General features: G+C 72.4%; 14 protein-coding genes. 6 read left to right on the top strand and 8 right to left on the bottom strand.

Annotation, left to right across the window (positions count from 1 at the left end; all coding sequences use genetic code 11):
- Window positions 1-18 precede the first annotated feature (18 nt).
- The 5 genes from ACVW2K_RS03090 to zwf all read left to right on the top strand — a co-directional run bounded on the left by ACVW2K_RS03090 (window position 19) and on the right by zwf (window position 7,086).
- Entirely contained in the window at window positions 19-1,503 is a 1,485-nt protein-coding gene (locus ACVW2K_RS03090; RefSeq protein WP_457201495.1) for a glycoside hydrolase family 5 protein, read from the top strand.
- A 16-nt stretch (window positions 1,504-1,519) separates the two neighbouring features.
- Entirely contained in the window at window positions 1,520-3,442 is a 1,923-nt protein-coding gene (locus ACVW2K_RS03085; RefSeq protein ID WP_457201494.1) for an anthranilate synthase family protein, read from the top strand.
- A 270-nt stretch (window positions 3,443-3,712) separates the two neighbouring features.
- The gene (locus ACVW2K_RS03080; protein ID WP_457201493.1) at window positions 3,713-4,276 is read left to right on the top strand and encodes an anthranilate synthase component II; all 564 of its coding nucleotides are present in this window, start codon (window positions 3,713-3,715) and stop codon (window positions 4,274-4,276) included.
- The gene (locus tag ACVW2K_RS03075; protein ID WP_457201492.1) at window positions 4,273-5,586 is read left to right on the top strand and encodes an anthranilate synthase component I family protein; all 1,314 of its coding nucleotides are present in this window, start codon (window positions 4,273-4,275) and stop codon (window positions 5,584-5,586) included. Before ACVW2K_RS03080 ends, ACVW2K_RS03075 begins: the two co-directional genes overlap by 4 nt.
- 57 nt (window positions 5,587-5,643) lie before the next feature.
- On the top strand, window positions 5,644-7,086 hold the full coding sequence (gene zwf / locus ACVW2K_RS03070) for a glucose-6-phosphate dehydrogenase (RefSeq protein WP_457201491.1): 1,443 nt from the start codon (window positions 5,644-5,646) through the stop codon (window positions 7,084-7,086).
- Here the strand turns inward: zwf and ACVW2K_RS03065 are convergent.
- The 8 genes from ACVW2K_RS03065 to ACVW2K_RS03030 are packed head-to-tail and all read right to left on the bottom strand — an operon-like array spanning window position 7,083 to window position 13,100.
- Entirely contained in the window at window positions 7,083-7,934 is an 852-nt protein-coding gene (locus tag ACVW2K_RS03065) for an acyl-CoA thioesterase domain-containing protein (protein WP_051549424.1), read from the bottom strand. The genes zwf and ACVW2K_RS03065 overlap by 4 nt on opposite strands.
- Before the next feature lie 4 nt (window positions 7,935-7,938).
- Window positions 7,939-8,475, bottom strand: coding sequence for a hypothetical protein (locus ACVW2K_RS03060; RefSeq protein WP_457201490.1), 537 nt, complete (start codon window positions 8,473-8,475; stop codon window positions 7,939-7,941).
- Entirely contained in the window at window positions 8,472-9,905 is a 1,434-nt protein-coding gene (locus ACVW2K_RS03055; RefSeq protein ID WP_457201489.1) for a sensor histidine kinase, read from the bottom strand. The genes ACVW2K_RS03060 and ACVW2K_RS03055 overlap by 4 nt, the downstream gene beginning before the upstream one ends.
- Window positions 9,902-10,609, bottom strand: coding sequence for a response regulator transcription factor (locus ACVW2K_RS03050; RefSeq protein WP_028638480.1), 708 nt, complete (start codon window positions 10,607-10,609; stop codon window positions 9,902-9,904). Before ACVW2K_RS03050 ends, ACVW2K_RS03055 begins: the two co-directional genes overlap by 4 nt.
- Before the next feature lie 46 nt (window positions 10,610-10,655).
- Entirely contained in the window at window positions 10,656-11,534 is an 879-nt protein-coding gene (locus tag ACVW2K_RS03045) for a fructosamine kinase family protein (protein WP_457201488.1), read from the bottom strand.
- A complete protein-coding gene (locus tag ACVW2K_RS03040; RefSeq protein WP_457201487.1) occupies window positions 11,531-12,028 on the bottom strand; it encodes a low molecular weight protein-tyrosine-phosphatase in 498 nt (165 codons plus the stop codon). The genes ACVW2K_RS03045 and ACVW2K_RS03040 overlap by 4 nt, the downstream gene beginning before the upstream one ends.
- Complete coding sequence (locus ACVW2K_RS03035; protein ID WP_028638483.1) at window positions 12,009-12,410, bottom strand: phage holin family protein; 402 nt, start codon at window positions 12,408-12,410, stop codon at window positions 12,009-12,011. Before ACVW2K_RS03035 ends, ACVW2K_RS03040 begins: the two co-directional genes overlap by 20 nt.
- A gap of 9 nt (window positions 12,411-12,419) precedes the next feature.
- Complete coding sequence (locus ACVW2K_RS03030) at window positions 12,420-13,100, bottom strand: GntR family transcriptional regulator (RefSeq protein WP_457201486.1); 681 nt, start codon at window positions 13,098-13,100, stop codon at window positions 12,420-12,422.
- A gap of 88 nt (window positions 13,101-13,188) precedes the next feature.
- On the opposite strand from ACVW2K_RS03030, the gene ACVW2K_RS03025 reads away from it, so the two are divergent.
- Window positions 13,189-14,073, top strand: coding sequence for a dimethylarginine dimethylaminohydrolase family protein (locus ACVW2K_RS03025; protein WP_457201485.1), 885 nt, complete (start codon window positions 13,189-13,191; stop codon window positions 14,071-14,073).
- Window positions 14,074-14,250: the final 177 nt, after the last annotated feature.

Genomic DNA, 14,250 nt, shown 5'->3' with positions numbered 1-14,250 from the left:
AGGTTCTAGGATGCGCGCGTGCTCCGTGCCCTCGCCCTCGCCCTCGCCGCCGTCCTCCTGAGCCCGGCGGTCGCCTCCGCCGACCCGCTCCCGCGGCTGCACGCGACCCACGGGGCGAAGGCTGCGATCCGCACCGAGCACGGCGCGCAGGTCCTGCTCCGCGGGGTCAACGTGAACCAGGTCGGCGAGTACTTCCAGGCCAGCCCCGACCTCGCGCCGACGGTGCCGCTGACCGCGGACGACTTCCACGACATCGCGCGGCTCGGCTTCAACAGCGTGCGGCTGATCGTCAGCTGGTCGGCGCTGGAGCCGACCCCGGGCGCCTACGACACGGCGTACGTCGCCCGGATCCGGCAGGCGGTGCGGTGGGCGGCGTCGTACGGCCTGTACGTCGTGCTCGACATGCACCAGGACGCCTACGGCATTGCGGTCGACACCCCGCAGGACGTGACCTGCCCGAAGGGCACCGTGCCCAACAACGGCTGGGACGGGGCCCCGGAGTGGGCGACGATCACCGACGGCGCCTCGACCTGCCGGCCGGGCGAGCGTGAGCTCGCGCCCGCGGTGATCCACGCGTGGCAGCACTTCTGGGACGACACGGACGGCATCCAGGCCCACCTCGTCGAGACGTGGGGACGCCTCGCCCAGGACTTCGCGCGCACCCGTGCCGTGGCCGGGTTCGACCTGCTGAACGAGCCGGGCTTCGGCCTGGACCCGACCGCCAACGGCACCACCGACCTCGGCGCCTTCTACGGCCGCGCGATCCGCGCGATCCGGGCGGGGGAGCGGGCGGGCGGGGGCTTCCACCACATCGTGTTCTGGGAGCCGAGCGTGCTGTGGTCGGCCTTCGGCAGCAACCCGGTGCCGGCCCCGGGGTTCACCCGGGACCGCAACCTCGTGTTCGCGCCGCACATCTACGCCGAGTCGCTGTCGCCGAACAGCATCCCGGGCGGCTTCGCGAGCGCCCGGGCCGTCGCCCGGCAGCACGGCGTGACGGTGTGGGGCGGCGAGTGGGGCTTCTGGCCGGAGCACCCGGCCGACGCCTCGGACAAGATCGAGCGGTACGCCGCGGCCGAGGACTCCGCCGGGTACGGCGGCGCATGGTGGGACTGGAAGCAGGCCTGCGGCGACCCGCACGTGGTGAACCAGCCCGGTGGCGAGCCGGCGGCGGTCTCACCCAGCCTGATCCGGTACTCCTGCCCCGAGCAGGTCGCCTCGCCCGTCGACCCGGCGTTCGGCGACGTGCTGGGCCGGCCGGTGCCGCGGGCGGTGCCGGGCACGATCACGGCGCTCACCTCCGACGGCCGCACCGGCGAGCTGGACCTGCGCGGCAGGGTCGGGAACGGCGCGGGCCGATGCGGGCTGCGGGTGTTCGTGCCGCACCGGTTCGCGGGCGAGGAGGTACGCGTCAGCGGCATCGACCACCTGCGCCGCAGCCGCGAGCTCGGCAACGTGGTGCTGAGCGGCTGCGTCGCGGACAGCTTCCGGCTGCGCCTGGGCTGATCACTACAGTCGTCCCATGACGACGACCCCCTCTGCCCGGGAAGCCATTGCGGCCGTCCAGGGGCACGAGGCGTGGGCGATCATCCGGCGCTCGACGCGGGCGGGTGACCGCGACACGGTCGGCGTCGTGGGGGGCCGCCGTCACGTGGTCGAGTCGATCCTCGACGTACCGCTCGAGGAGGGCGTGCCCGAGGCCGGGCACATCGCGGACCGGCTGCTCGCCGTACCGTTCCGGCAGGTGCGCGAGCGAGGCTTCGAGGCCCACGACGACGGGACTCCGCTGGTGGTGGTCGACGTCGAGACCGAGCTGGAGTTCACCGTCGCCGAGGTCGTCGACGCGATCGACGAGGTGGCGGTGGAGTTCTCCGACCGCGGGGGGTTCGACACCGACGACGACGCCTACGGCAAGCTCGTCGCGGCGATCATCACCGACGAGATCGGGCAGGGCGAGGGCGCCAACGTGGTCATCGGGCGGCACTACCGGGCGACCGTCGCGGACTGGGGCGCCGACAAGGCGCTGGAGGTCTTCCGCCGGCTGCTCGAGCGTGAGCGCGGCGCGTACTGGACGTTCGTCTTCTTCACCGGCGACCGGTACCTGATCGGCGCGAGCCCCGAGCGGCACGTGACCATCCACGGCGGCGACGTGCGGATGAACCCGATCAGCGGCACCTTCCGGCTGCCCCGCGAGGAGACGGACCTGCGCGGCGGGCTGCTGGACTTCCTGCGCGACGAGAAGGAGATCTACGAGCTCTTCATGGTCGTCGACGAGGAGCTCAAGATGATGTGCGACATCTGCCACGAGGGCGGGCAGGTGCTCGGCCCGTTCCTCAAGCCGATGAGCCGCCTCATCCACACCGAGTACCTCCTGGCCGGGCGCACCCGGCGCGACCCGCGCGAGGTGCTGCGCGACACGATGTACGCCGCGACCGTGACCGGCTCACCGGTCGAGAACGCGTGCCGGCTGATCAAGCAGTACGAGACCGAGGGGCGCGGCTACTACGGCGCCGCGCTGGCGATCCTCGGCCGCGATGCCCAGGGGGGACCGGTGGTGGACAGTCCGATCGTCATCCGCACCGCCGCCGTCGACCTCGAGGGCCGGCTCACCGTCACAGCCGGCGCGACCCTGGTCCGCGACTCGGACCCGGCGTACGAGGTCGCGGAGACGCACGCCAAGGCCGGCGGCATCCTCAGCGCCTTCGGCCTGGTCGAGCCGGCGCCGGTCCCGAGCGTGAACGTCGCCGAGCTGGTGAACGACGAGGACGTGCTGCTCGAGCTGAACTCCCGCAACCGGCGGCTCTCCCGCTTCTGGCTCACCGACCAGGGCGGCTCGCCGCCGGACCCGCGCCTGGCGGGGCTCAGCGTCGTGATCCTCGACGGCGAGGACGACTTCGTGAACATGCTCCGGCACGTCCTCGGCGTGCTCGGCATGACGAGCACCGTCGTACGCCACAAGGACTACGCACCCGGCGTCCTCGACGGCTTCGACCTGGTGATCGTCGGCCCCGGCCCGGGCGACCCGCGCGACGGGGACGACCCGAAGATGGCGAGCCTGCGGGCCGCGGTCGCGGACCTGATGGCGGCCCGGCGGCCGTTCCTCGCGGTGTGCCTCGGGCACCAGACGCTGTGCCACCACCTCGGGATCCCGCTCGCCTACAAGGACATCGTGTTCCAGGGGACGCAGTCACCGGTGGGCATCGCCGGCCGCACCGAGCGTGTCGGGTTCTACAACACCTTCGTCGGCCGGGTCGGCTCCGCGACCCTCCCCGACGGCGTCGCGGTCGAGACGGACGTCCAGACCGGTGACATCCACCTCGTCACCGGTCCGCACTTCCGGGGCATCCAGTTCCACGCCGAGTCGATCCTCACCGAGCACGGGTACGACCTGCTGCACGAAATCGTCGGCGACCTTCTCCTCGAACGCGGTACATCGAGTTCCTGATTCGCTACGCTCTTGCCTGTGACACGGCGGGAATCCGCTCGTGGGCCCGGTGAAGACTGCCCCCCAGCTTCATCGGGCCCTTCCGCATTTCCGGGGCGTTCGTGGTCGGCCCGGTTGGCGTCCCCAGGGGTGGGCTGGTGGCCCGGTTCGCGTCCCCAGGTCCGCGGTTGGTGACCAAACCGCACGGATTTCGGGCCGGAACCTGCGGTTGGTGACCAATCCGCAACGCCCGACACGCCGAGGACCTGACGCCGCGACTAGGTTGTGCCCGTGGCTCCGGACGTGGTCGTGGTCGACCACCACGACTCCTACACGTGGAACCTGGTCCACCTCATCGCGGCGGTGACCGGGGCGCTGCCGTCGGTCGTCCAGCACGACGAGGTGTCCGCGGCCCAGGTGCTCGCGCACTCCCACGTCGTGCTGTCGCCCGGCCCGGGCCACCCCGGCGTCCCCGCGGACTTCGCGGTCGGCCGCGAGGTGCTCGCCGCCGGCGCCCGGCCGGTGCTCGGCGTGTGCCTCGGCCTGCAGGGCCTGGTGACGGCGTACGGCGGCTCCGTCGACCGGGTCGAGCCCGCCCACGGCGAGGTCGCCGCGGTCACCCATGACGGCCGCGGGGTGTTCGCGGGCCTGCCGTCACCGTTCGCGGCGGTGCGCTACCACTCGCTCGCCGCGGTCGCCGTGCCCGACAGCCTCGAGGTGTCCGCCTGGGCGGACGGCGTGGTGATGGGGGTGCGGCACCGGTCGCTGCCGCTCGAGGGCGTGCAGTTCCACCCCGAGTCGATCCTCTCCGAGCACGGTGCCCGGCTGGTCGCCAACTTCCTGGGCGTCGCGTGACCGACCCCGTCGCCTTCTTCCGGGAGACCGCCGCGGCCCACCCGCGCTGCTTCTGGCTGGACGGCGGCGGCGCCCGCGAGTGGTCCGGTCGCCGATCGATGGTCGGCTGGCTCGACGAGGACGACCTCTCGCTGACGTACGACGCCGCGACGCGGACCGTCACCCGGCACGCCGCCGGCCGCGCGGACGTCGTCGGCGACGACGTGTTCGCCGCCCTGGAGGCCGAGCTCGCCGACGGCTCGCCCGAGGACCACTGGATCGGCTACCTCGGCTACGCCTGCCGGCCCGACCTGCCGGCCACCGTCGGCGGCCTGCTCCCGGACGCGGTCTGGATGCGGCCCCGCGAGATCAGGTTCTTCGAGCACGAGGTCGTCGGGCGTCCCCTGACGTCGTCGAGCGCCGCCGCGGCCGATGACGGCAGGGATCCGCGTCCGACCGGTGGTCCCGGCACGCAGTACGCCACCGCGTTCGCCGAGGTCCAGGAGCAGCTGCACGCGGGCAACACCTACGAGGTCAACCTGACCTACCGGCTCGAGGCCGAGAGCGACCTCGACCCGGTGACGGCGTACCTGCGGCTCCGCGAGCTCAACCCCGCGCCGTACGCCGGGTTCCTCCAGCACGACCTGCCCGGGGCCCGCGCCTGGCTGCTGAGCAGCAGTCCCGAGCGGTATGCCCTGGTCGGGGCCGACCGCACCCTGGAGACCAAGCCGATCAAGGGCACCACGCCGCGAGGCGCGACCCCCGAGGAGGACGAGCGGACCCGCCGGCACCTCGCCACCGATCCCAGGTTCCGCGCCGAGAACCTAATGATCGTCGACCTGCTCCGCAACGACCTCGCGACCGTCTGCCTACCGGGGTCGGTCACGGTGCCGACGCTGATGGACGTCGAGTCCTACGAGACCGTGCACCAGCTGGTCAGCACGGTCCGGGGCACGCTCCGGCCGGAGGTGACGACCGTCCAGGCGCTGCGGGCGCTCTTCCCGGCCGGGTCCATGACCGGTGCACCGAAGCTGCGCACCATGCAGGTCATCGAGGCTGTCGAGGACACGCCCCGGGGCGTCTACTCGGGCGCCTTCGGCTGGGTGTCGGCCGACGGCCGCGCCGACCTGGGCGTCGTGATCCGGAGCCTCACGACCGCCGGCGACGGCCGGTACCGGCTCGGCACCGGAGGAGGGATCACCGTGCGCTCCGGGCTGGAGGACGAGTACGCCGAGTCGCGCTGGAAGGCCGAGCGGCTCCTGGGCGCGCTGGCCTCGCGAGAACGCACCACCCAGGAACCGGCCGAGCGACGTGGGACGACCCCGCGATGACCCGGAACGGGCGTCGCGCCGAACGCCCGCATCGACCGGTGATCTACCGTGGAGGGCATGGAGAACGCGCACGTCATCGTGCTGTTCGGCGCGACCGGTGACCTCTCCCGGCGCAAGCTGCTGCCCGGCCTCATGCACCTGTGGCAGGCCGGACTCATCGACGACTCGCGCATCGTCGGCACGTCGCTGGAGGAGATCGACACCGAGACCTTCGTGAAGCTCGCGCGCGAGGCCTGCGACGAGTTCTGCAAGAAGCCGATGAGCCCGGAGGAGTGGGCGCGGTTCTCGCAGCTGCTCAGCTACGTCCCACAGACGGCCGGGCCGGCGGCCCTCGCCGAGACGGTGCGCGCCGCGGAGACCGATCTCGAGCACGGCGGCCGTGCGGTGGACTTCCTGCACTACCTGAGCGTGCCGCCGAAGGCGGCGCTCGACGTGGTGCACCAGCTCGACCAGGCCGGGCTGGTCAAGCAGTCGCGGATCGTGATGGAGAAGCCGTTCGGCACCGACCTGGAGTCCGCGCGCAGGCTGAACGCCCGGCTGCACGAGGTGTTCGACGAGAGCCAGATCTTCCGGATCGACCACTTCCTCGGCAAGGAGGCGGCCCAGAACATCCTGGCGTTCCGCTTCGCCAACGGCCTCTTCGAGCCGATCTGGAACCGCAACTTCATCGACCACGTGCAGATCGACGTCCCGGAGACCCTGGGCCTGGAGATGCGCACGAAGTTCTACGAGAGCACCGGCGCCTACCGCGACATGGTCGTCACGCACCTGATGCAGGTGCTTGCGTTCATGGCGATGGAGCCGCCGACCTCGCTCGCGCCGGACCCCATCGGCGAGGAGAAGCTCAAGGTGTTCCGCTCGATGCGGGCGATCGAGCCGCACAACGTCGTGCGCGGCCAGTACGCCGGCTACACGGATCACGCCGAGGTCGCCGAGGAGTCCGACACCGAGACCTTCGTGGCGCTCAAGGTGGAGATCGACAACTGGCGCTGGGCGGGCGTGCCGTTCTACCTGCGCACGGGCAAGAAGATGGCCGAGGGGGCGCGGATCATCTCCATCGCGTTCAAGGAGCCTCCGCTGGCGATGTTCCCGCGTGGCTCGAACGCCGGGACGCAGGGGCCTGACCACCTGACCTTCGACCTCGCCGACCAGTCCCGGATGTCGCTGTCGTTCTACGGGAAGCGCCCGGGGCCCGGGATGAAGCTCGAGAAGCTCTCCATGCAGTTCGCGACCCACGAGACGTCGTCCTCGCTCGCGGTCCTGGAGGCGTACGAGCGGCTCATCCACGACGCGCTGCGCGGCGACCACACCCTGTTCACGACGGCCGACGGCATCGAGACGCTCTGGGCGAAGTCCATTCCGCTGCTGGCCAGCCCGCCCCCGGTCCGCACGTACCCGGTCGGCAGCTGGGGCCCCAACGCCATCCACCAGCTGGTCGCGCCGAACGCCTGGCGCCTGCCGTTCGAGCGCTCCTGGCGCGACCCGAACGTCTACGGCTAGACCCCCGGCGCCTTCCGGCGCTCGCCGTTGTCGGAGTACTCGACGCCGCTGAGGTCGACGGCGCGCCGGCTGTTCGCGAGCGCCGCGACGGTGACGGTCCCGAGCGGGCCGCTGCGGTCGAACATCGCGCACGTCCCGGACGCGATGCCGTCGTGCTCGACGCGGTCGGTCGCGAGCAGCCCGATCTCGAGGCCCGCGGGCTGCCTGGCCAACGTCAAGGCGATGTCGGTGTTGATGTACTCGACCCCGCGGGTGCCCCAGTTGGTGACCATGCTGGCGCTGTCGGCGGCGGCGGCCGCGGTCTGGAAGCCGGTCAGCGGCTCGTCCGGGACGACGGGGATCGCGCTGGTCCAGTACGCCTTCCGGTCCGCGTTCTGGTGCTGGGTGAAGTCCTGCGACCAAGTGCCGCCGGAGAGCAGGAACGGCACCCGCGGCTCGTCGCTCGGCGGCGCCACGTCGAGCGGAGGAGGGGACGGGCGCCCGGCCGGCTCCCACACCTCGCCGTCCGTGCTCGCCGACGGCTTGAGGAACGTCGCGCTGGCCCGGGCCACCCGCTCGCCACCCTGGCTCATCGTCACGTCGACCAGGCAGATCCGCGACCCTTCGCGCACCACCTCGGTCGTGAACGCGCACGGCTGCATCCGCGCCTGCCGGAACAGGTCCACGGACCACCGCGCGGGCCGCAGGTCGGTGCGCCCGGCCCCCGCGAGACCCTCCTCGGCGGCGCGGGCGAGCGCGCCGCTGACGGCCACGCCGTGCATCTGGTCGTCGCTCCACATGCTGCACGCCAGCGGGGTCGGGACGAGGTCGGCGCCGGCGCGGGTGAAGAACGAGATCGGGTCGGTCACCGGCCTATTCTCGCGGAGCCTTCCGGGCCAGCACCGCGAGCAGGTCGGTGGCGCTCGTCACGAACTCGTCCTCGTCGTACGGCCTCAGGTGCACGGCGTTGACGCTCTGGACGAGGCCCTTGGTCTGGACGAACCCGGTCACCAGGATCCCGGACCTCCGCTCACGGACGGCGATCCGGGCGGCGTCGGCGCCGGGCACCGTCACCGGGTGCAGCTGGGTCGCGATGGCGCCCATCGAGTCGAGGGCCGCGTCGAGGCCGCCGTCGAAGTAGAGGTAGGAGACGTCGTACGCCGGCCCGCCCTTCTCCTTCGGCACGAACGTGCAGCGTGGCTGGTCGGTGGTCCCGGTCTGCTCGGTCACCTGCTCCCCGGCGATCCGGCTGACCGCCGCGGCCGTCAGCCCGTCGCAGGGGCTCCACGCGACGTGGGCCGCCAGGGTCTCCTGCGCGGAGGGGGCCGGGGAGCCGGACGGGTCGGACGACGAACAGCCGGCCAGCAGCGCCGCCGCGGCCAGCGCGACGGGGACGGCGCGTCCCCTCACGACGCGGGAGTCCAGTCCGGGACCGGGGCGATCGAGCCGGGCAGCCAGAGGGTCATCCGGGCGCCGCCGGACGGCGACGTGCTGGCCTCGACGGTCCCGGAGTGCCGGGACGCGACCTGGCGCACGATCGACAGGCCGAGCCCCGACCCGGGCATCGAGCGGGACTCCTCCGAGCGGTAGAACCGGTCGAACACGTGCGGCAGGTCCTCGGGACCGATGCCCGGCCCTTCGTCGTCGACGACCAGCGTCCCGTCGGCCATCCGGACGGTCACGGTGCCGCCCGTCGGGCTCCACTTCGCCGCGTTGTCCAGCAGGTTGGTGACGGCACGCTCGATGCCGGCCTGCTCGCCGACGACGAACCACGGCTCGAGGTCGACGTCGAAGGTCGTGCCCGGCGCGCGCCGGCGCACCCGGCCCACGGTGCGGTCGACGAGGTCGGCGAGGTCGACCTCCTCCACCACGTGGGTGAGCGGCTCGTCGCGGGAGAGCTCGACCAGGTCGCCGATCAGCGTGGTCATCTCCTCGATCTGGGCGCGCACGTCGTCGAGAAGCTCCTCCTTGGCCCCGGGCGGGAGCCCGCCGGAGCTGTCGGCCTGGCTGAGCAGGTCCAGGTTGGTGCGCAGCGAGGTCAGCGGCGTGCGGAGCTCGTGCCCGGCGTCGGCGACCAGCTGTCGCTGCCGGTCCCGGGACGCCGCGAGGGCGGCCAGCATCTGGTTGAACGCCGCGGTGAGGCGGGCGATCTCGTCGTCGCCCTCGACCGGCATCGGGCGGAGGTCCTCGGTGCGCGCGACCTCCTCGACCGACGCCGTCAGCCGGCGGACCGGGCGCAGGCCGTTGCGGGCCACCGCCCACCCGGCCATGCCGGAGGCGATCACACCGGCCAGCCCGAAGAGGAACATCACGATGCCGAGCTTGCGCAGCACCTTCTCCTGCGACTCGAGCGACTGCGCCACGACGAGCGCCTGGCCGGGCTGCTGGGTCGGCACGGTGACCACCCGGAACGCCTGCCCGGCGGCATAGATGGTGCGGATGCTCTCGTGGGCATCGCCGGTCGCCACGTCGACCTCCTGCTGACCGAGCTCGAGCTGGTCGTCGGAGCTCTTCGTGGTGGAGCACGTACGGACCGCCGGGGTCGCGCCGACCTGGATGAAGGCGATGCGGACGTCGGCGGCTCCCAGGGCCCAGGTCGGGATCTCGCACTCGCTGGTGATCTCGGCGAGGGCCTGCGACTTCGCGGCCTGGGTCGCCCGTTGCACCAGCGAGTCGTCGAGCGTCGCCTGCAGCTGCATCCGCACGGTCAGGTAGGCGCCGAAGGCGACCAGCAGGACCGTCGCGCCGGCCGCGATGGTGGTGAGGACGGTGACCCGGGAGGCCAGCGAGCGGCGGTAGTGCCACCGCCCGTCCGGGCCGGCGGGTGGGAAGACGGTCACGATTCCTTCAGCACGTAGCCCACGCCGCGGACGGTGTGGATCAGGCGGGGCTCCTCCTCGGCCTCGGTCTTGCGGCGCAGGTAGCCGACGTAGACCTCGAGCGAGTTGGCGGTCGTGGGGAAGTCGTAGCCCCACACCTCCTCGAGGATGAAGGAGCGCTCGAGCACGCGGCGGGGCCGGCGCAGGAACATCTCCAGGAGGGTGAACTCGGTGCGGGTCAGCTCGATCGGCCGCTCCCCGCGCCGGACCTCACGGGTCGCGATGTCCATCGAGAGGTCGGAGAACGAGAGCACCTCGTCCTCGGCGTCCTCGTCCCGAGGGGCGGCCCGGCGGAGCAGCGCCCGGAGCCGGGCGAGCAGCTCTTGCAGGGCGAACGGCTTGGTGAGGTAGTCGTCGGCGCCGGCGTCGAGCCCCTCGACCCGGTCGCCGACGGCGTCGCGCGCGGTGAGGACGAGGATCGGCAGGTCGTTGCCCGCGGTGCGCAGCGCGCGGGTCGCCTCGATGCCGTCGAGCCGGGGCATCATCACGTCCATCACGACCACGTCCGGGGCGGAGGCGGCGATGCCGGCGAGCGCCTCGGCGCCGTCGCTGGCGAGGGTGACGGCGTACCCGTTGAACTCCAGGGACCGCCGCAGCGACTCACGGACCGCCTTGTCGTCGTCGACGACGAGGACGCGCGGCTTCGGTCCGGGAGCGGTGATCACGTCCCTACTGTGCCAGCCATGCCTGAGTCCGCACTGAGAGCGGCGCTCACGTGTAGCGGGCCGCGATGTCGGCCGCGCGACCGGCGTACCCACCCCCGAAGTGGCAGGCGTGCACGAGCAGCGGGAACAGCTGGTGCAGGGCGAGCCGGTCCTCCCAACCGTCGGCGAGCGGGTTCGTGCCGGCGCACGCCTCGGCGTACGCGTCGAGCATCCGCGGCAGGTGCGGCAGGCCGAACAGCGCCAGCATCGCGAGGTCGATCTCCCGGTGGCCGCCGTACGCCGCCGGGTCGATCAGCCACGCGTGGCCGTCCAGGCCCCAGAGCACGTTGCCGTTCCAGAGGTCGCCGTGCAGCCGCGCCGGTCCTTCCTCGGGGACCAGCGCGGCCAGTCGCGGCACGACCGCCTCGATCGCGGCCGCCTGCTCCGGGGTCGCCGAGCCGCGGTCCCGGGCGAGCTTGACGTAAGGGAGCAGCCGACGGACCGCGTAGAACTCGGCCCAGCTGTCGCAGGGCTTGTTGGGCATCGGCAGCTTCCCGATGAAGCCGTCCCGATCGCGGCCGTACGACGGCGCGCCCGCCGCGTGGGTGGTGGCCAGCTCGCGGCCGAGCGCGGCCGCGGCATCCACCGAGCTCTTGCCGGGCTCGACCCAGCGGATGATCAGGCACTCGTGGTCGACGGCGAGCACCTCGGGGACGTGCGCCGCCCCGTCGGGCGCCGGCTCTGCCAGCCACCGCAGGCCGGCCGCCTCGGCGGTGAAGAAGTCCTCGGGCGCGTGCGGCAGGGTCTTCATCAGCGCCGTGGTCCCGTCGCTGAGCCGCAGCCGGGTGGACGTGGCGATGTCGCCGCCGGCGATCGGCGCCGTGGCCACCACCGACGAGCCGAGGAGCTCCTCGGCCCTGCGGGCGACCAGCGGCTGGCGCGTCACGCCGCGCGCTCCTCCAGTGCGGCGACCAGCGCCGCCGTCGTTCGCTCGACCATGGCGAGGACCTCCTCGAAACCGGAGTCCCCACCGTAGTACGGGTCCGGCACGTCTCCGCCCGGTTCGAGCGGGTCGAAGTCGCGGAACAGCCGCACCCGGTCGCTGCGGCCGCCCAGGTCCGCGAGGTTCTGGGCGTCCATCGCGAGCACCAGGTCCTGGGCGTCGAGGTCGTCGGTCCCGGCCCACTGCTGCGCCCGGTGGTGCGTGGGGTCGTACCCGGCGGCTGCCAGCGTCGCCGCGGCGCGCCGGTCCATCGGATTGCCGACGTGCCAGCCGCCGGTCCCCGCGCTGGTCACCTCGACACGGTCGTCGAGCCCGGCGTCGGCGAGCTTCGCCGCCAGGACGACGTGCGCCATGGGCGAGCGGCAGATGTTCCCGAGGCAGACCAGGGCGACCCGGTAGCTCCCGGGCCGCCGCGGCTCAGGCGTCCCGGGCGTCACCGAAGAGCAGGCCGACGACCCAGGTCACGACCGTGATCACGATGGCCCCGCCGACGGCGTTCCAGAACCCGTTGACGTAGAAGTCGATGTCGAACAGCCCGGCCAGCCACTCGGTGAAGAGCAGCATCAGCGCGTTGATCACCAGCAGGAAGATCCCGAGCGTGATGATGATGAACGGGATCGACAGGAACTTGATGATCGGGCTGACGAACGAGTTGACGATGCCGAGGATCAGCGCCACGAACAGCAGCGCCCAGACGTTGTCGGCGACCTCGCCCCAGCCGGACGAACCCGTGAAGCCGATGCCGTCGAAGATCAGGACGGCCGCGGCCAGCGCCACGGCATTGGTGGCGAGCCACCCGACGAACTTCGCGAAACCCACGACGCCACCCTAGGGGGTGACCAGGCCCAGGGCGCTGAGGATCGACGTCTCGGCGTCGTCGAGGTGCTTCTGGAGGAACGCCGAGGCCCCGTCGACGTCGCCCCTCTCCAGGAGCATCACCAGCTGTGTGTGGGTGTCGGCCTGGTCGTGGGCGTTGCGGCGGATCCGGTCCACCTGGGCCAGGGCCAGCTTGAGCTCGCGGACCAGGCTCTCGGCCATCGCCACCAGCCGCGGCGACCCCGTGAGGCCGACCAGCGAGATGTGGAACGCGAGGTGCCGCTCGTTCAGCTCCTGGTACGTCGCCGCGTTGCGGACCGCCCCCGTGTAGCTGACCAGCGAGGTGCGGACGGCGTCCCGCAGCCGCTCGTCGGCCTGCCGCCAGCAGCGGACGCCGGCGCCCTCGAGGACCCAGCGGGCGCGGCAGATGTCGTGCACCGTGGTCGCCTCCGTCGTCGCCACCGAGACCCCGCGGTTCGGCTCCCGGGTGGCCAGCCCCTCCGCGACCAGCAGCCCGAGCGCCTCGCGGACGGTCGGGCGGGAGACGCCGAGGGACTCGGCCAGGGCCACCTCCCGCAACGGCGTCCCGCTCTCGAGCTCGCCGTCGAACAGGGCCCGGCGCAGTTCGTCGGCGACGCGGTCCACGGTCGAGGAGAGCTCGAGGTGGAGCGTGCTGAACGGCGGTTCGGCCATGGGGGCCATTCTGCTCTACACTCGAGTCTGTCAGGTTGTCTGACAATCTGGCAATACCGAGCACCTGCGCGTGAACTGAGGAGGGACCATGGACCTGCACTGGGGCCGCCGCTACGTGATGGTCGAGCCGACCCACTTCCGGGTCGAATACCGGATCAACCCGTTCATGGACCTCGCCGACCAGCCCGACCCCGCGCGTGCGCTCGCCCAGTGGCGCGAGCTGGTCGCCACCATCGAGCGGTTCGGCGGCACCGTCGACGTGGTCCCGCAGCGCGCGGACGCGCCGGACATGGTCTACGCGATGAACCTCGGCCTCGCCCTGGTCCGCGAGGACGGCGTCCCCCACGTCGTGATGTCGCACATGCGCTACCCCGAGCGCCGGATGGAGACGCTCTCGGCGCAGCCCTGGTTCGCCTCGCGGGGCTTCGCGACGTCGTACGTCGGCCGCGATGCCGTCGGCCCGCACCTCGAGGCCGGTGACGCGTTCGCGTTCGGAGATGCGCTGGTCGTCGGCTACGGCCCGCGCACCGAGGAGCTCGCGCTCAAGCACCTCGCCACCGAACTCGACGTCCGGGTCCGCGGCCTCCGCATCACCCACCCGGGGATGTACCACCTCGACCTGGCCTTCTGCCCCCTCGACGACCGCCGTGCGCTGGTCTGCCCCGCAGCCCTGGACGACGAGTCCGCGGCCGCGCTCCTCGACCTGGTGCCCGAGCCGCTGGTGCTCACCGAGGAGGAGGCGCTGACGACGTTCTGCGCCAACTCGATCGTGCTCGGCCGGACCGTGGTGATGCCCGCCTGCCCCGACCGGGTGCGCGCCCGGCTCGAGGAGTGGGGCTTCGAGGTCGTGCTCGCGGACGTCTCCGAGTTCCACAAGGGCGGCGGCTCGATCCGCTGCCTGACCAACCCCGTCGACGTCACCATCGGGCGCGACCTGCCGTCGGTGCCGGGCGGCGAGGTGCTGCTGCCGTAGTGGGCGGGCCCGGGCGGGTTTCTCCGGCTGACCGGAGAAACCCGACGACACGCCGGGCGAGGTGCGGCGTGTCCGCGGGTTTCCCCGGCTGACCGGAGAAACCCGACGACACGCCGGGACACCAGCGGCGTGTCGGGCGGGTTTCCCCCGACAACCCCGAGCGCGCCGCCGGAGCCC

Source organism: Nocardioides sp. HB32 (assembly GCF_054058995.1).
Note: the sequence above shows the minus strand (reverse complement) of the source record. Positions and strands in the feature narration are given on the sequence as shown.